At 59.8% G+C, this 19944-nt stretch carries 18 protein-coding genes; 10 read left to right on the forward strand and 8 right to left on the reverse strand.

What is annotated here, in order from left to right:
- Positions 1–99: 99 nt before the first annotated feature.
- Positions 100–993, reverse strand: coding sequence for a LysR family transcriptional regulator (locus CKW21_RS11810; RefSeq protein ID WP_095194146.1), 894 nt, complete (start codon positions 991–993; stop codon positions 100–102).
- 101 nt (positions 994–1094) lie between these two features.
- Between CKW21_RS11810 and CKW21_RS11815 the strand changes: the two genes are divergently transcribed.
- Entirely contained in the window at positions 1095–2186 is a 1092-nt protein-coding gene (locus tag CKW21_RS11815; protein WP_095194147.1) for a polyamine ABC transporter substrate-binding protein, read from the forward strand.
- A 13-nt stretch (positions 2187–2199) separates the two neighbouring features.
- A complete protein-coding gene (gene speB / locus CKW21_RS11820; RefSeq protein WP_095194148.1) occupies positions 2200–3159 on the forward strand; it encodes an agmatinase in 960 nt (319 codons plus the stop codon).
- 163 nt (positions 3160–3322) lie between these two features.
- Here the strand turns inward: speB and CKW21_RS11825 are convergent, their stop codons facing one another.
- Complete coding sequence (locus CKW21_RS11825) at positions 3323–4375, reverse strand: aldo/keto reductase (protein ID WP_095194149.1); 1053 nt, start codon at positions 4373–4375, stop codon at positions 3323–3325.
- A 339-nt stretch (positions 4376–4714) separates the two neighbouring features.
- Here CKW21_RS11825 and CKW21_RS11830 point away from each other — a divergent pair, with 339 nt between their 5' ends.
- The 5 genes from CKW21_RS11830 (at position 4715) to CKW21_RS11850 (ending at position 8345) form a co-directional block, all read left to right on the forward strand.
- On the forward strand, positions 4715–5431 hold the full coding sequence (locus tag CKW21_RS11830; protein ID WP_095194150.1) for a YafY family protein: 717 nt from the start codon (positions 4715–4717) through the stop codon (positions 5429–5431).
- A gap of 51 nt (positions 5432–5482) precedes the next feature.
- Positions 5483–5824: a nuclear transport factor 2 family protein gene (locus tag CKW21_RS11835; protein WP_095194151.1), complete on the forward strand. Its 342-nt coding sequence runs from the start codon at positions 5483–5485 to the stop codon at positions 5822–5824.
- Positions 5825–5854: 30 nt separating this feature from the next.
- A complete protein-coding gene (gene zapE, locus CKW21_RS11840) occupies positions 5855–6973 on the forward strand; it encodes a cell division protein ZapE (RefSeq protein WP_095194152.1) in 1119 nt (372 codons plus the stop codon).
- Positions 6974–7007: 34 nt separating this feature from the next.
- A complete protein-coding gene (locus CKW21_RS11845) occupies positions 7008–7589 on the forward strand; it encodes a DinB family protein (protein WP_095194153.1) in 582 nt (193 codons plus the stop codon).
- A 264-nt stretch (positions 7590–7853) separates the two neighbouring features.
- The gene (locus CKW21_RS11850; RefSeq protein WP_095194352.1) at positions 7854–8345 is read left to right on the forward strand and encodes a GNAT family N-acetyltransferase; all 492 of its coding nucleotides are present in this window, start codon (positions 7854–7856) and stop codon (positions 8343–8345) included.
- A gap of 80 nt (positions 8346–8425) precedes the next feature.
- On the opposite strand, the gene CKW21_RS11855 is transcribed toward CKW21_RS11850, so the two are convergent.
- The 4 genes from CKW21_RS11855 to CKW21_RS31500 form a co-directional block, all read right to left on the reverse strand.
- Positions 8426–8641 carry a hypothetical protein gene (locus tag CKW21_RS11855; protein ID WP_095194154.1) on the reverse strand — a complete coding sequence of 72 codons (216 nt, stop codon included), beginning with the start codon at positions 8639–8641 and terminating at the stop codon, positions 8426–8428.
- Between the two features lie 107 nt (positions 8642–8748).
- Positions 8749–10989, reverse strand: coding sequence for a TonB-dependent siderophore receptor (locus CKW21_RS11860; RefSeq protein WP_095194155.1), 2241 nt, complete (start codon positions 10987–10989; stop codon positions 8749–8751).
- A gap of 237 nt (positions 10990–11226) precedes the next feature.
- Positions 11227–12972, reverse strand: coding sequence for a phosphoethanolamine transferase CptA (locus tag CKW21_RS11865; protein WP_095194156.1), 1746 nt, complete (start codon positions 12970–12972; stop codon positions 11227–11229).
- Between the two features lie 200 nt (positions 12973–13172).
- Positions 13173–13349, reverse strand: coding sequence for a DUF6026 family protein (locus CKW21_RS31500; RefSeq protein ID WP_170948657.1), 177 nt, complete (start codon positions 13347–13349; stop codon positions 13173–13175).
- A 272-nt stretch (positions 13350–13621) separates the two neighbouring features.
- On the opposite strand from CKW21_RS31500, the gene gnd reads away from it, so the two are divergent.
- From gnd to CKW21_RS11880, 3 genes are read left to right on the forward strand one after another with little or no spacing between them, the layout of a single operon-like run.
- On the forward strand, positions 13622–14602 hold the full coding sequence (gene gnd, locus CKW21_RS11870; RefSeq protein ID WP_095194157.1) for a phosphogluconate dehydrogenase (NAD(+)-dependent, decarboxylating): 981 nt from the start codon (positions 13622–13624) through the stop codon (positions 14600–14602).
- Entirely contained in the window at positions 14599–16122 is a 1524-nt protein-coding gene (zwf, locus tag CKW21_RS11875; RefSeq protein WP_095194158.1) for a glucose-6-phosphate dehydrogenase, read from the forward strand. The genes gnd and zwf overlap by 4 nt, the downstream gene beginning before the upstream one ends.
- A complete protein-coding gene (locus CKW21_RS11880) occupies positions 16119–16940 on the forward strand; it encodes an HAD family hydrolase (RefSeq protein WP_095194159.1) in 822 nt (273 codons plus the stop codon). Before zwf ends, CKW21_RS11880 begins: the two co-directional genes overlap by 4 nt.
- Before the next feature lie 123 nt (positions 16941–17063).
- Here the strand turns inward: CKW21_RS11880 and nhaB are convergent, their stop codons facing one another.
- Together nhaB and CKW21_RS11890 are read right to left on the reverse strand one after the other, a co-directional pair.
- Positions 17064–18566: a sodium/proton antiporter NhaB gene (gene nhaB, locus CKW21_RS11885; RefSeq protein WP_095194160.1), complete on the reverse strand. Its 1503-nt coding sequence runs from the start codon at positions 18564–18566 to the stop codon at positions 17064–17066.
- A gap of 78 nt (positions 18567–18644) precedes the next feature.
- Positions 18645–19934: a hypothetical protein gene (locus tag CKW21_RS11890; protein WP_095194161.1), complete on the reverse strand. Its 1290-nt coding sequence runs from the start codon at positions 19932–19934 to the stop codon at positions 18645–18647.
- Positions 19935–19944 lie beyond the last annotated feature (10 nt).

Genomic DNA, 19944 nt, shown 5'->3' on the forward strand with positions numbered 1-19944 from the left:
CCTGCTCGCGAAGAGGCCGGAACATCCAGCATCGATGTTGCCTGTCAGGACGCCTTCGCGAGCAGGCTCGCTCCCACAGAAATATGGTTCACCTTCAAATCAGGCAAACGCCGCCAACAAGTCTTCCTCGAACGCCTTCTGCGCATCCCCCGGCACCTGCGCCCGGTGCCGGGCCAGGTGAAACGCTACGTCGAAGCTCATGCCTTCGCGGCGTACCACCCGCAGCAGCCCCTTGTCTTCCCAGTGACGAGCAAAGTGCTCAGGCAGATAGCCGACATGCTTGCCGGACAGAATGAAGGCGAGGGTGCCTTCGACCTGTTCCGACCGCGCCGAGCACAGCTTGCCCTGGAATGGCTCGTCGCTACGCAGGAAGCGGTAAGGGTGATCGACCCGGTCGCAAGCTTGCAGCGCCAGGTCATCCGGCGCGTCGTTGTTGAACAGCGGATGGCCCGCCGCGCAGTACAGGTGCTGGGTTTCGGTAAACAGTTCGCGATAGTCAAAAGCACTCTGCACCTGGGAGAAATAGCCGATGGCCAGGTCCAGCCGCTGTTGCAGCAGCAAACGCTCCATTTCGCCAGGCATGGCGCTCATCAATTCGATGCGCACCGATTCGTCGCGTTCGCGAAAACGCCGGATCGCTTCGGCCACCCGTTGCAACACCGATGGGTCCAGGGCTTCGGACAAGCCCAGGCGCACCTCGCCGATCAAGCGCCCGGCCACGCCGTTGGATTGGTGACGGAATGCTTCGATGGATTCGAACAGCCCTCGGGTGGCGCTGAGCAGTTGTCCACCCTTGGGCGTGATGCTGAATCCGCCCTTGCCACGGCTGCACAACCGATAGCCGAGGCGGGTTTCCAGTTTGGCCATTTGCTGGCTGATGCTGGACTGGCTCAGGCCCAGTTCACCCTGGGCCGCGCTGAAGCCGCCACACTCCACCACGCTGACAAACAGGCGCAACAGGTGCAGATCCAGATCGTGGAGTTGACCGAGCATCAAACATTACTCCTGGGTAATGTCAGGTTAATAATCTTTATATTTTATCAATGTATCCGACGACGCATCCTGCAACCACTTCCTCCGGTCAGGTGTTCGTCATGGCTACCGTGTTCAAGATGTGTGTCCCCGCGCTGTTCCTTGCCATGGCCGCAGCGGCCCAGGCCGAGGACAACGTTGTCAATCTCTACAGTTGGGCCGATTACGTCGCCCCTGAAACCCTGCAGCGTTTCGAACAGGAAACCGGCATTCATGTGCGCTACGACACCTTCGACGCGCCGGAAGTGCTGGAAACCAAACTGCTCACCGGCGGCAGCGGCTATGACGTCGTGGTGCCGTCGTCCAGCGTATTGGCGCGTGGCCTGGCGGCTGGCGCATTGAAAGCCATTCCCCACGAAGGTCTGAAGGGCTACGCCAACCTTGATCCGGATTTGCTGGAAAAACTGGCGGCGGTGGACCCCGGTAATCGCTATGGCGTGCCTTACACCTGGGGCACCCTGGGGTTGGGGATGAATGTCGAGGCGGTACAGAAACGCTTGCCGAACGTGCCGCTCAACAGCCTGGATCTGTTGTTCAAACCCGAATACGCCAGCCAGCTCAAGGACTGCGGCATTGCGATCATCGACTCGCCCCAGGAAGTGATCGGCCTGGCGTTGCACTATCTGGGCAAGGATCCCTACAGCACCAGCAAGGACGATCTCGAAGCGGCCCAGGCGCTGTTGCATAAGCTGCAGCCTTCGGTGCTGTACGTGGCCAGCGGGCGGCAGATCAATGATCTGGCCAATGGCAGTGTCTGCCTGGCGTTGGCTTACAACGGCGATGCGAGCATGGCCGCCGATCAGGCACGCAAGGCCGGCAAGCCCTACGAAATCGCCTACCGGATTCCCAAGGAAGGCACCCTCGTGTGGCAGGACAACCTGGCGATTCCCAAGGACGCGCCACACCCCGAAGCGGCGCGCCAGTTCATCGAGTTCATGTTGCGTCCGGAATCGGTCGCGGCGCTGACCAACACCCTGTTCTTTGCCACCGCCAACCAGGCCGCGACGCCGTTGGTGGATGAGGCGGTGCGCACCGACCCGGACATCTACCCGCCGCATGAGGTTCGCGAGCGGCTGTACGCCGATCGCAGCATGAGCCTCAAGGACATGCGCCAGCGCACTCGCATGTGGACCGCTTTTCGTAGCCGCCAATAATAAGGAACCCGAGATGGACGTCCCGATGCAAAACGATCAGGCCATGACCCGCGACAGCCTGTATGGCACCGCCGCCGAAAGCACTTACGCCGGCATCACCAGTTTCATGCGTCGCCGCTACAGCCGCGATTTGCGCGGCGTCGACGTGGCAGTCAGCGGCGTGCCGTTCGACACCGCCACCAGCAACCGCCCCGGCGCGCGCTTCGGGCCGCGGGGAATTCGCGCCGCGTCCACCGGAATTGCCTGGGAGCGCCACTGGCCATGGACCTTCGATCCGTTCGATCATCTGGCGGTCGTCGACTTCGGTGATTGCGACTTCGATTACGGTTCGCCGCAGTCGACCCCGGAAAGCATCGAAGCCCACGCCGAACACATCCTCAACGCGGGCAGTGCGATGCTGACGTTCGGCGGTGATCACTTCATCACCTATCCGCTGCTCAAGGCTCACGCCCGCAAGCACGGTCCGCTGTCGCTGATCCACTTTGATGCACACAGCGATACCTGGCCGGACGAAGAGGGCAAGCGCATCGACCACGGCACCATGTTCTGGCACGCCGCCAGGGAAGGCCTGGTCGATGCGTCGCGTTCGGTGCAGATCGGTTTGCGCACCACCAACGACAATCATCAGGGCTTCGAGGTGCTGGATGCGCGGCAGGTGCATCGACGTGGCGTTGATGCGATTGTCGAAGTCATTCGGGCGCGGGTCGGCGATCACCCGGTGTACCTGACGTTCGATATCGACTGTCTTGACCCGGCCTATGCTCCGGGCACCGGAACGCCGGTGTGTGGCGGCTTGAGCACGGTGCAGGCGCTGGAGATCCTCGGCGGTCTACGCGGGATCAACCTGGTGGGCATGGACGTGGTGGAAGTGGCGCCGGCTTATGACAGTGCGGAAATCACCTCGTTGGCGGCGGCGACGTTGGCGATGGAAATGCTGTGCCTTTATGCGGCCAAGCATAAGGTTGACCGGTAAAACACAAACCATTGTGGGAGCGAGCCGGCTCCGGGCGGCGTTCCGACGAAAGTGGTGTGTCAATTGATGTAGATGTTGGCTGACACGGCCTCTTCGCGAGCAGGCTCGCTCCCACAGGTTCTGCAAAAAATCCTGTGGGAGCGGGCTTGCCCGCGAAGCTTTTTTAGGCCACCGGGATTTTCGGCAGGTCGAGGGTCACGCCGCCACTGAACCGTGCAAAGGAACCGCTGATCGATTCATGGGGCACACCTTTAGCCACCTCGCTGACGCCATCGAGCCGCGCCAGTTGATCGGCATTCAACTGCACGTTCAACGCCCCCAGGGTGGCGTCCAGTTGTTCGCGAGTGCGTGAGCCGAGAATCGGAATCAGTGTGGTGGTCGAGCGTCTGGCTTGTTCGCGCAACCAGGCGATGGCCACGTGGGTCGGGCTGGCCGCCAGTTCTGCGGCGACCGCCAGCAGGGTGTCGAGCAGGGCGGTTTCCCGGGCGCCTTTCTCGGCGTGAACCAACATCCCGAGTTTAGTGGCGCGGTTATCGCCCTGGGAGTTGCGGTACTTGCCGGTGAGGAAGCCGCCACCCAGCGGCGACCAGAGGGTGGCGGCCAGGCCCAACGCCTCGGCCATCGGCAGTTGCTCGCGCTCCGCGGTACGCTCGGCCAGGCTGTATTCGACCTGAATCGCGGCAATCGGCGCAAAACCGCGTACCTCGGCCAGCAGATCGGCACGGGCGATGCGCCACGCCGGGAAATTCGACAGCCCGGCGTAATGGATCTTGCCGGCCCGTACCAGATCGTCGAAACCACGCAGGATCTCTTCCATCGGCGTCACGCCATCGCTCATGTGCGCCCAGAACAGATCGAGATGATCGGTTTTCAGGCGCTTCAGGCTTTCTTCCACGGCGCGAACCATGTTCTTGCGATTGTTGCCGGTGTGGGAAATGCCGGCTGCCGGTGTAGTCCCCAAGGTGTATTTACTGGCGATGACCAGATGATCCCGCTCCGGGGCGATGAACTCGCTGAGCATGGCTTCGGACTGGCCACCCTGGTAGCCGTTGGCGGTGTCGATGAAGTTGCCGCCAGCCTCCAGATAACCGTCGAAAATGCCCTTGGCTTCATCACGTTCGGCACCATGGCCCCAGCCGGTGCCGAAATTGCCGGCGCCCAACGCCAGCTCGGAAACCCGCAAGCCGGTTTTACGGCCAAACACTTTGTAATGCATGGGAGACTCCTGAAGGTACGTCGAGGTGAATATAGATTATAAACAACATCTATTTAATATGGTCCCGGCAATATTCAGCGTCAAGCTCCTTTTCCCTTGTTCCGCCTGTCGGTGCAAAGCTTGCTCGCGATGATGGCTTTTGCGTCGCGCTCATTCCCCTGTGGGAGCGAGCCTGCTCGCGAAGGCGGCCTGACAGCCGACCTGGCTTTTGCAGATGTACCCGATCCACTGCAGGAGCAAGCTTTGCTCAGGCATGTGGTTTTTCCACCTTGCTGCTGACAGTTTCTGACAGGGGCCTCTGCTAAGCTCCCTCGACTCTCTGGACAGGACCTGCCAATCGTGTCGCGAACCACCCGTTTACTGACGTTGTTGCAAGTGCTTCGCGGCAAGAGCCGTCCAGTGACGGCGGCCACGCTTGCTGGCGAACTGGATATCTCTGAACGCACGCTGTACCGCGACATCGCCGAACTCACCGCGCTGGGCGCACCGATCTACGGTGAGGCGGGGATTGGTTACGTACTGCGCAGCGGTTTGTTCCTGCCGCCGTTGATGCTCAATGCCGACGAAACCGAAGCCATTGTTTTGGGGCTGCGCTATGTGGATCAGCGGGGGGATGAAGTGCTGAGCAAAGCGGCGGCCGATGCGCTGGCCAAGATTGCCGCGGTACTCGCACCGGAAGCGCTGGACGCGTTACGCAACCCGACCGTGATGCCGGGACCGCCGGGGTATGGTTTCGCACCCAATGCGGTGCCGTTGAATGTGTTTCGCCAGGCCATTCGTGATCAGTCCAAGCTGCACATCGATTATGCCGACGCCCAACAAGTGCCCAGTCAACGGCTGATCTGGCCATTGGCATTGGGGTTTCTTAACGAGGTGCGGATCATCGTGGCCTGGTGTGAGTTGCGCAGTGCTTATCGGACTTTTCGCACCGACCGGATATCGCAGGCGAGTGAGCTGGGCGAGCGCTACCCGGGGCGGCGCAGTGACCTGTTGCGGACCTGGCGCAAGCAAATGCAACTGGATGAATCCGGGCGTTTCACTCCTGACAAGAATTGACAGCGTCCTGTTTTAGCATGGCTCCAGAACCAACAAACAAGGAGCCGCAACATGTCCAATCCCGCCTCTGCACTGGCGCCCGCCATCGCCGCCTACATTGCCGCCGCCAATGCCCGCGACACCTCGCGGGTCGGCAGTTTCTTCGCCGAAGATGCCAATGTGTTCGATGAGGGCCAGCACCGGATCGGCACCCAAGCCATCGCCCAATGGATGCAGGACACCGGCCAACGCTACCAGCCTCGGGTCGAAGTACTGGAGGTGCAACAGCGTACCGGCAAGGTGCTGGTCAATGGCCTGATCTCCGGCACGTTTCCCGGCAGCCCCCTGGAACTGCGCTACATGTTTCGCCTGAATGAGCAGGGCAAGATTGCCCGGCTGGACATTTCACTGTAGTCATCGTGCGCGGGTGGCATACTGCCGCGCATGAATGTCGACTCCCCCCTCAGCGCCTGGCAGTACGCCATTGAACAAAAGGGCTTCGTCCAGGACGAAGCCCAGGAACATGCCGTCTGGGCTTTGCAGAAGTGTCATGAAGCGCTGCATGAAGGCCGCAAGCCGATCACTGGCGTTTACCTCTGGGGCCCGGTCGGGCGCGGTAAAACCTGGTTGATGGACCAGTTTTACCAGCATTTGCAGGTTCCGGCCCGGCGCCAGCACTTTCACCATTTCATGGGCTGGGTGCATCAGCGCTCGTTTCAGCTCACCGGCACCGCCGACCCGTTGAAAGCGCTGGCCCGCGAGTTGAGCGAAGAAGTGCGGGTGCTGTGCTTCGATGAATTGTTCGTCAATGACATCGGTGACGCGATCATTCTCGGGCGCTTGTTTCAGGTGATGTGCGAGCAGGGCGTGGTGGTGGTCTGCACCTCCAATCTGCCGCCTGATGGGTTATACGCCGACGGCTTCAACCGCGACCGTTTCCTGCCCGCCATCGCTGCGATCAAGCAGCACATGCAGGTGATTGCGGTGGACGGTGGCGAAGATCATCGTCTGCACCCGGGGCAAGGCTTGCAACGTTACTGGGTCGCCACGCCCGGACAGCCCAGCGCATTGGACGATGTGTTCAGGCTGTTGACCGTCGGCCAAGCGGTGTCCAGCGAACCGGTCAAGGTCGGTTACCGTTCGCTCGAGGTGGTGCAGGCAAGCAAAACAGTGCTCTGGTGTCGTTACGCCGATCTGTGTGAACAGCCGTTTGCCGCGATGGATTTCATGGCCCTGTGCGACACCTTCAGCGTTATCCTGTTGAGTGACGTCCCCAACCTGAGCGCGCAAAAACGCGCCGGACGCATCGCCCGGGGTACTGAGGACGGCGCCGTGCGGGTGGAAGCCGGGGATCGCGAATTGCCGCAGTTATCGGTGCATGACGACGGCGTGCGGCGTTTCATTGCCCTGGTGGACGAGTGCTACGACCGCAAGGTACCGCTGTACCTCGAAGCGCAGGTGCCGATGGATTCGCTCTACACCGAGGGCTACCTGGAATTCCCGTTCCGCCGTACCCTCAGCCGCCTGCAGGAAATGCAGCTGGAGCGTTTCGCACAAGTCTAAGGCTTGGGAGATATGAGATTCAGGAGGTTTCAGCATGAACCAGCCTCTGTCCCACCATTTGCTGACCATGGCTTATCAGAACGCCTGGGCCAATCATCGACTGGCCAAGGCCTGGTGTCAGTTGAGCCCCGGTGATCTGGTTGCCCCGCGTGTCAGCTTCTTTCCAAGCATCCGCGCCACCCTCAACCACATCCTGACCTGCGACTGGTTTTACGTGGATGCGCTTGAGCGCGAGTTGCGCGGCGCTGATCCACACCCCGACTGCTACCTGTTTTTCAAGGACGACGAGCCGTTCACCCAGGCCCTGGATCTCAAGCGGGAGCAGGCTCATGTCGACCGGCGGTTAATTGCCTACTGCGAGCAGATGCGCGATGCCGATCTGGGCAAGGTGGTGACCATCGCCCGGGACACGCCGCAACATGACAGCCGCTTGCGTCTGCTGTCGCACCTATTCGAGCACCAGATCCATCACCGGGGACAGGTGCACGCCATGCTCAGCGGCACATCGGTGAAACCGCCGCAACTGGACGAGTTTTTCTGTGCGGGCGAATCGCACCTGCGGGCTGAGGATTTTGCCGAGCTGGGATGGACCGAAGCCTTGATCTGGGGGCATTAAAGGTGCATGTCCCTGTGGGAGCGAGCCTGCTCGCGAAAAGCGGCTGGGCAACGCGGTCATTCGGACAAAAAGCAGATGGTTGTTGACCTCCTTCGCGAGCAGGCTCGCTTTCACAGGAGTACAAGGACGTTCCATATCGCGAAGGATCCACTTGCCGAAGGCTGCGATCTTTTGATTTTCAAACGGACACGCCCGCGATATCGTCGCCAGGCCTTCCAGGGCGATCTGCGCACTGGGGCCAAATGAATGTGATCGAGGATGGAAATGGATTTCGCGGAAATACTTGTGCTGCAAGCCAGTTACACCAACCCGGTACATGCCGAGGCCATCGGCCTGGTGTTGAACAGCTACGCCCAGGACCCGATGGGCGGCGGACACTCTCTAACCGATGACGTGCTGGAACAGCTGCCAGGCGAGTTGGCCAAGCGTCCCCACGCATTCAGCGTACTGGCCTTTGTCGGCGGCGAGCCGGCCGGATTGGTCAATTGCTTTGAAGGCTTCTCGACCTTTGCCTGCCGGCCATTGGTCAATGTGCACGATGTGGCCGTGGTGCCGAAGTTTCGCGGACTGGGCCTGAGCCAGCGAATGCTGCAAAAGGTCGAGGACATTGCCCGTCAGCGTGGCTGCTGCAGAATTACCCTGGAAGTGCTGGAAGGCAATGCAGTGGCGCAAGCCTCCTACGGCAAGTTCGGCTTCGCCCCGGGCGAGTTCGACCCGGCGCACGGGCGCATGATGTTCTGGATCAAATCACTTTGATCCGCGCATAAAAAAGGGCGTCCATCAGGACGCCCAACGGTTTTCTCTGACTGAAGAGCAAGCAGTCAGAGGTGTAACAATCATTTCGGTCTATAGGACTCGGTCATTTGTGCCGTTTGATCGTCCGGGACCCGCAGTTCACTGGCCTGGCTTGGTGTGATGTTGCCCAGCGCCACTTGCTGGTTATAGCGCAGCGTCTCGTAGTAGTACCTCATGCGTTCAGCGCCACCTTCGGCAAAGGCGCCGGCGGAGCCTAGTGTTGTGAGGACAGCGAGAATCAGCGTAGTACGTTTCATGGTGTGCCTCCCACTTACAGATGTCGGATGCCTTTCGTCCATGAGTCAACAGATCAAAGTCGAAGCCTCATTATCCGCCGATTCCGTTAAATGGGAATTAATAACCCCTAGAGTTTCCAGTCCAGGCTCAAGGTCACCGTACGCGGGTCGCCCCAGTAGACGCCGTTGTAGAAACCGACGTTGTCGTAGTACTTCTTGTCGAACAGGTTGTTGACGTTCAGGGAGGCCGACAGGTGCCGGTCGAACGCGTAGCGCGACATCAGATTGACCACGGTGTAGGCCTCCTGGCGGATGTTCGTGCGCTCGGTGATGAGGCTGCCATCGGTACGGCGCCCGACCGGGCGGTTGCCGGCTCGATAGACGTCGCTCTGCCAATTCACGGCAGCGCCCACGGTCAACGCCTGCCATTCGCCGGGCAAATGAAAGGCGGTGGAGAATCGGAACATGTTCAAAGGCTGGTTGGTGTTGATGCGCTGCTTTTCGCCATCGACCGAGTGGGTGTAGGTGTAACCGGCGCTCATGTTCCAGCCCGCCATGACCTCACCTGACAGCTCGGCTTCGAAGCCTTGCACCTTGTTGCCTTTGCCGCCCGACTTGAAGAACTCTTCGCCGGTCACCGGGTCCGGCGGCACCGAGTCGTCCAGTTCGGCGACGTTGTCCTGTTTGCTCCAGAACAGCGCGGTCGCAAGGTTCAATCGTTCTTCCAGCAGACTGCCCTTGAGGCCCAGTTCATAGTTGCTGCCAACCACCGGTTCAAGGTACTTGCGACTGCTGTCGCGCTCGGTCTGCGGTTTGAAAATATCGGTGTAGCTGACGTAAACGGTGTACTCCGGGGTCAGGTCGTAAAGCAGGCCGGCGTAGGGCGTCCACATGTCGTTCTGTTGCTGGCTGCTGTGATCGACGCTCGACAGTTGCAAGTTGTTGTCGTAGCTGTTGGTGGTGGTTGAGGTTTTCCAGCTGCCGTAGCGGCTGCCGAGAACCGCGTGCAGTTCATCGGTGAGGCTCAGGCGCGTCGCCAGATAACCGGCCTTCTGCCGGGTGTAGTCTTTCGAGCCTGTCAGGCCGGTGACGGTGTCGGGAAACTTGCCGATGTTGCCCATGTATTTCCAGTCAGGAACATTCTCATAATCCGCCGCTCCCGGGCCGTCCACCAGATAAGGCGAATCCTCGCGTCGTTCGGCCTCACCGTAACCGACCATCAGTTCGTGTTCGCGACCGAGCAGCGAGTACGGCCCGGAGACGTTGAAGTCATAGGCCTTCATCTTTTGCGTGCCGATCATATGGCTGACGTTCGCAATCATGCCGCTGCGATCCGCGTTCGGGAAACCGCCGCCGGCGTAATAGATCTTGCCGTCGGTGTCACTTTCGCGGTGGGTGTAAGCCGCCTTGAGCTGCCATCCGCCACCCAGTTGATGATCGAGGTTGGCAAATGCGGTCTTGTCCTTGAGTGGCCAGGAGCTCCAGGACGTGGCCATGTTGGTCGAGCGTCCGAGGTTGGCCTTGCTGCCGTCGGAGTTCCAGTAGGGCACAGTGCCCCAGGACGTACCCTGGACATGCTTGTTCTGATAGTCGTAACCCACCGCCAGCAGGGTGTCGTCGGTCAGGTCGGCTTCGAGGACCCCGTAACCGACTTCCCGTTGTTGCTGGTATTTGTCTCGGTATGAATCGCTGTCGCGGTAGGCCACCACGCCGCGCCCGCGCAGGCGTCCGTCGAAAGCCAGCGGTCCGCCGACGTCGAGGTAGCTGTAGTAATCGTCATAGCTGCCACCGCTGACACCGGTCTTTGCTTGCCACTGCGCGGTCGGCCGTTTGCGCACCATATTGATGGTGGCCGAAGGATCGCCGGCACCGGTGGTCAAGCCCGTCGCACCGCGAACCACTTCGATACGGTCGTAAATGATGGTGTCGGAGTCGGACTTCATGTAGCTGAAGGTGTTCAACATGCCATCGACCTGGAAATTGTTGATCGAGTAGCCACGCGAAGAATAACTGACCCGGTCCGAGTCGTTGTGCTGCACCACTACGCCAGTGGTCTGGCTCATGGCTTCGGACAGGGTGCCGAGTTTGAAATCGTCCATTTGCTGGCGTGTGACCACGGAAACCGATTGCGGGGTTTCCTTGATCGACAGGTTCAGGCGGGTGGCCGTACTCATGGAACCGGTGGTGTATGAGTCGGTGTTTTCGGTGGTGCTGCCCAGGCTCTGGGCGGTTACGTTGGTGGCGCCGAGCATGAGCGTAGACGCCAATGGCGCTGTTTCCGGCCCGGTTTCAGCCAGCAAGTCCGGGCTCAATGCGGCACCGCATAGGCCAAGGGTAAAAGTCATGGAACGGGTGATAGGCGCGAACATCGCAGCCGACTCCTTGTCGTCGTTGAAAAATTTCCGTTTGTTCAAAGACGAAGGAGGGGGGAGGGATTTAGGGGTTAACGAGAATAATTATTATCTTCTAGGTCTTGCTGACACCGAGAAAACACTGTGGGAGCGAGCCTGCTCGCGAAAGTGGTAGGTCAGTCGACAATGATGTCGATTGAAATTCCGCCTTCGCGAGCAGGCTCGCTCCCACAGGTTTTGATTGTGTTGAAACCGTTACTTCAGTACGACTTCCGCCGTGTCCGGCTTCGTCTTGGGCTTGATCAGACTGAAGTCAATCAGCGGCCGCTGCTGACGCTCATACGGGTTGCCGATCATCAAGGGTCGTGGCTTGAAGCTGTCGCTGACCAGGCTCTTGCTGTGGTCGAGTTCATCGAAACTCAGGCCTGCCAGATCCGCCCAGGTGTGGATCAGGTGCGAACTGCTGTACGGCCGCCCCAGCTCACCGGCGAAATTCCAGTCGTGGGTTTCACGCCATTTCGGCGAGGCCCAGGCCATGAACGGAATGGTGTACATCGGTGCCGTCGGTTTGCTCTCGTTGCGCCCGAGGGTGCTGTGGCCAGGGGAGTCGAAAACGTCTTCGCCATGGTCGGAAAGGTAAAGCAGGAAGCCGTTCGGATCGGACTTGGCGTAGTCCTTGATCAGGCTCGACACCACGAAGTCGTTGTACAGCACTGCGTTGTCGTAGCTGTTGTACGTCGGCAACTGATCGTCGCGCACGCCGGGCGGGACGCCGTTGCGATCCTTGAACTTGTCGTAGGTCGAAGGGTAGCGGTACTGGTAACTCATGTGGGTGCCGAGCAGATGCACCACGATCAGCTTGCGCGGCGCCGCGTCGGCCAGGGCCTTGTTGAACGGCTCGATCACATCGCCATCGTACTGCGCGGCGTTCTGGTTGCGGTTGTTGTTCAGGTACACCTGTTCGTCGGCCTGCTGGGAGAAGGTCGTGAGCATGGTGTTGCGCTTGGTCATGGTCTGCTGGTTGGTGATCCAGAAGGTCTTGTAGCCCGCCTGTTTCATCATGCTGACCAGGGACGGCGTCGACAGGTACAGGTCCGGATTGTCTTCATCGGCGAAGGTCAGCACCTGCTGCAACGCCTCGATGGTGTAGGGGCGTGGCGTGATGACGTTGTCGAAGACCGTCAGTTGATCCTTGAGCTTGTCCAGTTCCGGGGTGGTTTCCCGCGGGTAGCCGTAGAGGCTCATGCGCTGGCGGTTGGTGGACTCGCCGATCACCAGCACCAGGGTTGCCGGCTGGTTGGCCATCGTATCCTTGAGATTGTGCAGTGGCGGGATCTTGCTGGCACTTGTCAGCATTTCCTGCATCCCCGCCAGGGTATCCAGGTAGCGGTGATAGGCCACGGCCATTTGCCATGGCACGGCCGGCTCGATGCGCGTTTCGAACTTTTCGAAGCCGCTGGCGAAACTGCCGGTACGCAAGGTGTGCTTGATCAGCGGATAACCGATCACGGCCACCAGAATGGCAGTTGCAGCCACCATGGCCCGACCTCGGGGCATGTACACCGGGCGCAAGCGTGTCCAGAGGAACCAGGCGAACGCGGTGTGCGCGAGGAACGCGGCCACCATCCACCAGGCGAAGTATTGGGTCATGTATTCGCCGGCTTCAGACACGTTCGACTCGAACATGATGAAGATGACGCTTTGGGAGAATTCCTGCTGATAGATGAAGAAGTAACCCAGGCTGGCCATGGAACAGGCCCAGAGCACCACGCCGATCAGCGCAGCCATGACACGGGTTTGTCTGGGGAACAGCAGCATCGGCGCCAGCCAGATGGCGCTCATCACAAACGCCTGGCGGAAGCCGGTAAAACCGGAAGTGCCCGTCAGCTGGATCAGCAGTTGGGTGATGCCGGAGAAATACCAGAAGAACAGAAACAGCCAGAAAAACCCTGCCCAATCGAAACCGTCCGCAGACTTGTCGCTGCGTTTAAACCAAGCCATTCAATGCTCCAGCCAATGATCACATCCACCGCCAGAGCACTAAAGTCGCCGACGAACGGGGGCTGCCCGGATACCGAGCGGCCACAATGAACCGGAGTATCAACAAGTGGATGTGAAAACTTCGTGAGTTTGCCAGAGAGGGCGAAGGGCGAAGGCGTATCGGAAGCAGGGCAGTGCCGCTTCCGATTCAGGCGAGGGCGTCAGGCGTGGGGAGCGCCTTGGGTCACGGGTAAGGGCTGTTGGCCCTGGATCAACAAGCGCAGTTGCGCCAGCTCCTGTTTCAACTGGTCGCGTTCGTCTTTCAACTGGCGCAATTCATCGCGACGGATCGTGACATAAAGGGTTTGTGCTGGCAGTGCGGTGTGTACTGTGCCCATTGCTCACCTCGCAAATGGCGTGTCTCAACTGTAGATCCGCGTGAAATCAGCGGCTGATCTACTATCGGCGCCAATTTTGATTTCTTTTGCCCGTGAAGGGAACTTTTTTATTTTTCATGGTCGTTGTGTCTTCGGTACGATTCCCGACGTTATCTGTCTGGATCGGGCACAATGCCCGGAAACTTCAAGCCAGCGCTCTGGACTAACCCACATTAGTCGCGTTGGGCTATAACCTTTGACACACATTTATTTGTAGTAGGGAGCATCAGCACATGCAACTCGGGATTATTGGACTGGGCCGCATGGGCGGCAATATTGCGCGGCGCCTGATGCTCAACGGCCATACCACCGTTGTGTACGACCGCAATACCGCCTTCGTCGAGACCTTGATCGAAGAGGGCGCGACTGGCGTTGCCGATTTGCCAGCCCTGGTTGCTGGCCTGGCCAAACCGCGAGCGGTGTGGGTCATGCTGCCGGCAGGCGCACCGACCGAAGAAACCATTGACACCCTGAGCACCTTGCTCGAAGCCGGCGATACCATCATCGACGGCGGCAACACCTTCTATAAGGACGACATCCGCCGGGCCAAGACCCTTTCGGAAAAAGGCCTGCACTACATCGACGTCGGCACCTCGGGCGGTGTCTGGGGGCTGGAGCGCGGTTACTGCATGATGATCGGCGGCGATGCCGAGACCGTTAAACGTCTTGATCCACTGTTCGACAGCCTGGCTCCGGGCATGGGCGATATCCCGCGTACCAAGGACCGCAAATCCGATGACGATCGTGCCGAGCGCGGTTACATCCACGCCGGTCCCGCCGGCGCCGGGCACTTCGTCAAGATGATCCACAACGGCATCGAGTACGGCATGATGCAGGCCTTCGCCGAGGGCTTCGATATCCTCAAGACCAAATCCAGCACCAATCTGCCGGAAGACCAGCGCTTCGACCTGAACGTTGCCGACATTGCCGAAGTCTGGCGCCGTGGCAGCGTGGTCTCGTCCTGGCTGCTCGACCTGACCGCCGATGCCCTGGCCAGCGATCCGAAACTCGACGGTTACTCCGGTTCGGTGGCGGACAGCGGGGAGGGTCGCTGGACCGTCGAAGCGGCCATGGAGCAAGCGGTACCGGCAACCGTGCTGACGACCGCACTGTTCTCGCGCTATCGCTCCCGCGGGCAGGGCACCTTTGGTGACAAGATCCTTTCGGCCCAGCGCTTCGGCTTCGGCGGCCATGTGGAGACTGCGAAAAAATGACCCATGTGATCCGCAGAAAATCCAAGGCTGAACCCGCGCCACCTACCACGCTGTTTTTGTTCGGCGCCCATGGTGATCTGGTCAAGCGCCTGCTGATGCCGGCGCTGTATAACCTCAAGCGCGACGGTTTACTCGGGGACGGACTGCGGATCATCGGCGTTGACCACAACGCCATCAGCGATGAAGGTTTCGCGAAAAAACTCGAAGACTTCATCCGCAGCGAAGTGGCCAGCAAAGTCGGCAAGGGTGATCAATCCCTTGATCCAGACTTGTGGGACAAACTTGCCAAAGGCATCAGCTACGTCCAGGGCGACTTCCTGGACGACAGCACCTATCAAGCGTTGGCGGCAAAAATCGCCGCCAGCGGCACGGGCAACGCGGTGTTCTACCTGGCCACCGCGCCACGTTTTTTCAGTGAGGTGGTGCGCCGTCTCGGCGCATCCGGTTTGCTCGAAGAAAGCCCGGAAGCATTCAGAAGGGTGGTGATCGAAAAACCCTTCGGTTCCGATCTGCCAACGGCCGAAGCCTTGAACACCTGCTTGCTCAAGGTCATGTCGGAAAAGCAGATCTTCCGCATCGATCACTACCTGGGCAAGGAGACCGTACAGAACATTCTGATCAGCCGGTTTTCCAACAGCCTGTTCGAAGCGTTCTGGAACAATCACTACATCGACCACGTACAGATCACCGCCGCCGAAACCGTCGGCGTCGAGACCCGTGGCAGTTTCTACGAAAACACCGGCGCCCTGCGGGACATGGTGCCCAATCACCTGTTCCAGTTGCTGGCGATGGTGGCCATGGAACCACCGGCTGCCTTTGGTGCCGATGCGGTCCGTGGCGAGAAGGCCAAGGTGGTCGGCGCGATTCGTCCCTGGTCGGTCGAAGAGGCCCGGGCCAATTCGGTACGCGGTCAATACACCGCAGGGGAAGTCGGTGGCAAATCCCTGCCGGGGTATCGCCAGGAAGACAGGGTCGCGCCTGACAGCAATACCGAAACCTATGTGGCGCTCAAGGTCATGATCGACAACTGGCGCTGGGTGGGCGTGCCGTTTTACCTGCGTACCGGCAAGCGCATGAGCGTGCGCGATACCGAAATCGTCATCTGTTTCAAACCGGCGCCGTATGCACAGTTCCGCGATACCGAGGTCGATGAGCTTGCGCCGACCTACCTGCGCATCCAGATCCAGCCCAACGAAGGCATGTGGTTCGATTTGCTGGCCAAACGTCCAGGGCAGGCCCTGAAGATGGACAACATCGAACTGGGTTTTGCCTACAAGGATTTCTTTGAGATGCAGCCGTCCACCGGCTACGAAACCCTGATCTACGATTGCCTGACCGGTGATCAGACGCTGTTCCAGCGTGCCGACAACATCGAAAACGGTTGGCGCGCAGTGCAGCCGTTCCTCGACGCCTGGCAGGAAGATGCCACGGTGCAAGGCTATGCTGCGGGTGAAGACGGGCCGAAGGCTGCCGAAGAGCTGCTGACTCGCGACGGTCGCGTCTGGCACGGCCTCGGATGAGTGACGCCACGCCACAGCCCATCCGGTTTTTGCTCAGCGACATGGACGGCACTTTGCTGCTGGCCGATCACAGCCTCAGCCAGCGCACCATCGACACGGTCCGTTCGTTGCGCGAAGCCGGCGTGTTGTTCAGCCTGGCCACGGGGCGTCCGCCCAGAGCCATGCTGCAGGCGATCGAGGCCTTGGGCGTCGACCTGCCCACGGCGGCCTTCAACGGCGGCACCCTTGTTCATCCGGATGGCAGTTTGCTCGTCGCGCATTACTTGCCGACGGCGGCAGCATTGACGACCCTGGCGCTGTTCGCCGATCAACCGGAGATCGAAGTCTGGGTATTCAGTGGCGATGACTGGCTGGTCAAAGATCCGACCGGCCCCATGGTGCCCCGCGAACAGCACGGGCTGGGATACCCGCCGGTGGCGGTCGAAAGCTTCGAGCCGTACCTGGCCCGCATCAACAAGATCGTCGCCGCCAGCAACAACACCGAGTTGCTGATTGAGCTCGAGGCTCAGTTGCTGGCGAAAGTCGAAGGCCAGGCCCAGGTCTCGCGTTCGCAACCGGTGTATCTGGACGTGACCGCGATGCAGGCCAACAAGGGTGAGGCGCTGAAGACGCTGGCCGAATTCCTCGCAGTGCCTTTGGCGCAGACGGCGGCAATGGGGGATGGTGGCAATGACCCGGCGATGTTCCATTGTGCCGGGTTGTCGATCGCCATGGGGCAGGCGGAAGAGGCGGTGAAGCGTCAGGCGGATGTGGTCACGGCAAGCAATGCCGAAGAGGGCGCGGCACTGGCAATCGAGCGGTACATCCTCCCTCGATAGTTCGCACAAAAACCAATGTGGGAGCGAGCCTGCTCGCGAAAGCGGTGTGTCATTCAACATTAATGTTGCTTGACCTGGCCCCTTCGCGAGCAGGCTCGCTCCCACATTTTTTGGGTCGGGGGGTTACAGCCAGTAGCTCACGGCGTACCAACCCAACACACCCATCACCACCGTATACGGCAGCGCCATCCACACCATGCGCCCGTAAGACAGGCGAATCAGCGGGGCAATCGCCGACGTCAGCAAAAACAGAAACGCCGCCTGGCCATTGGGCGTGGCCACGCTAGGCAGGTTGGTGCCGGTGTTGATCGCGATGGCCAGCGTCTCGAAATGCTCTCGGCTCATGTGCCCGGCAATGAACGCCTGTTTCACTTCGGTGATGTAGATCGTCGCGACGAACACGTTGTCGCTGATCGCCGAGAGCAGGCCATTGGCAATGAACAGCATGCCCGGTTGTTGATCGACCGGCAGGGCCAGTACCCACTGGATCAATGGCTTGAACAGTTGCTGATCGTGGATCACTGCCACCACGGCGAAGAACACCACCAGCAGGGCGGTGAACGGCATCGCGTCCTTGAAGGCAGTGCCGAGACGGTGTTCGTCGGTAATCCCGGTGAACGCGGTGATCAGCACAATCACCATCAAACCGATCAAACCCACTTCCGCGACATGAAACGCCAGCCCGGCAATCAGGATCAGTGCTGCAACTGCCTGCACGATAAGCGCTGCACGCTGGCGCGCGGTGCGCTCGGCATTGTCTTGGGCGGCATAATCGGCCAGCACGGCCCGTACGTTGTCGGGCAGCAACGTGCCGTAACCGAACCAGCGCAGTTTCTCCAACAGGACGCAGGTCACCAGGCCGGCCACCAATACCGGCAGCGAAACCGGCGCGATCTTCAGAAAGAATTCGACGAAGTGCCAACCCATCTCATGTCCGATCAACAGGTTCTGCGGCTCGCCCACCAGCGTACAGACGCCACCCAGGGCCGTGCCGACGGCACCGTGCATCAGCAGACTGCGCAGGAAGGCGCGAAATTGATCGAGGTCTTCATGATGGAGTTTGGGCAGGTGACGGTCGTCGCTGAATTCGCTGTCCTGCCGCGGATCGGTGCCTGAGGCCACACGGTGATACACCGAATAAAAACCGACAGCCGCACTGATGATCACGGCGGTCACGGTCAAGGCATCGAGAAACGCTGACAGAAACGCCGACAAAAAGCAGAACATCAATGCCAGCATGGCCTTGGAGCGCACGCCAAGCAGCAAGCGCGAGAAAAGAAACAGCAGCAGGTCTTTCATGAAGTAAATCCCGGCCACCATGAACATCAGCAACAGGATCACCGGAAAGTTGTGCAGCAGTTCGTCATAAAGCGCCTGGGGCGAGGTCATCTTGAGCAACAGTGCTTCGACCAGCAACAATCCCCCGGGCATCAACGGATAGCATTTGAGCGCCATGGCCAGGGTGAAGATGAACTCCAGCACCAGCAGCCAACCCGCCGCCACCGGACCTGCGGTCCACAGCACCACTGCATTGATAATAAGAAAACCGACAATACAGATTTTGTACCAGCGTGGTGAGTTGCCGAGAAAGTTATGCGCGAACGCCTGGGCCATGGAACCGGACATCGGCTACTCCTTGTATTAAGAAGCGCGCAAGTTGCCGTAAGCGAAAGAGAAGATCAAGTGCAGGAACAATAAGATGGATCAGCCTAGAAAACGTGCAACGACTGCATGATAGTTACCGTCCAGTGAATAACCGGCCACGACGATATTTTTATCGGCCTGAATGGCCAATGAAGTTGCCGTATCGAGACTGCGGCCAAGTCGAGTGCGAACCCATCCGGCACCGTCGCCGAAGTTGCGATCGAGCTGCCCGTCGGCCAGATATCGACCCAGAATAAAGTCGGCCTCGACACCGCCAATGGTTGCACCGGCCGTGATCACGCTGCCATCGGGCTGTGCCTGGGCAGCGGTCCACTGGCATCCGCTGCGGCCGATTTCCAGCAATTGCGCCTGGCCGTCGTTCCAATGCCTGTCCGGGCGGCCATTGATGTGAAGTTTCAGGGAGAGGCAGCGCATGGGATCGCGGCTGCTGCCGAAACATTGCATATCGCCATCTTCCAGTTGGACGATCTGGCTGACTTGCGCGCTTTGTCCCTGAGCCTTGAAGCTCATGAAACCATCCACGGCAAAGCGATCGTCAAGGCTGCCGTCGGGGTTATAGCGGGCCAGCAAGCCCTCTTCGGGGAAGTTGATCGAACCACCCACCAGGATCCGGCCGTCGCGCTGCACCCTGACACTATTGAGCCAGGTGTTCATCAGCAAGTGCCTGACGATCACAAAGCCACGGCCGTTGAATGTGTTGTCCAGCTCGCCGTTGGTGTCGAGCCGAATGAGCATGCCGGCGTGATCGGCCAGTTCGAAATGATGGTTGGCCACCAGCACGATTTTACCGTCTTGCTGGACGCCGGCATCACAGGCTTCGGCCCCCGGCACTCCGGGAGGCAGCCAGGCATCGCGAATCCCGTGGGATAGATTGCCCGGCAGTCGCACCACACAGTAACCGTTGTCGCCAAACTGCTGGACCGGACAACCTTGTGGATCGAACAATGCTACGGCGGGAAGGGTGCGGTGGGCATTTTCATAGTGCAGGCCGGTCAGCAGAATCCGCCCGTCGGGCAATTCGTGAACCTTGCCGGCCATGGCTTCAAAGCCCGGTTCGAACTGCCCGATGACACTGCCTTTGTAGCCGAATGCCAGATCCGCCGAACCATCCTCCAGCAAACGGGCCAGGCCAAAACGACTGCCACTTGGCGTACCGACTTTTGCCGCCACCAGCAAACGTCCCTGGGAATCGATGGTGACGTCGTTGGCCAGGCTGGAAGTGCTGCCGGCGAAGTACACCTGGGTTTTACCTTGGGTGGCGAAGCTGATATCGAGCTTGCCAGCGTAACTTAATGCGGTCGGGACGGCTAAAACGGACTGGATTGACATGCACGCATCT

Origin of the sequence: Pseudomonas sp. Irchel 3A7, assembly GCF_900187565.1 — a bacterium.
GTDB lineage: Bacteria > Pseudomonadota > Gammaproteobacteria > Pseudomonadales > Pseudomonadaceae > Aquipseudomonas.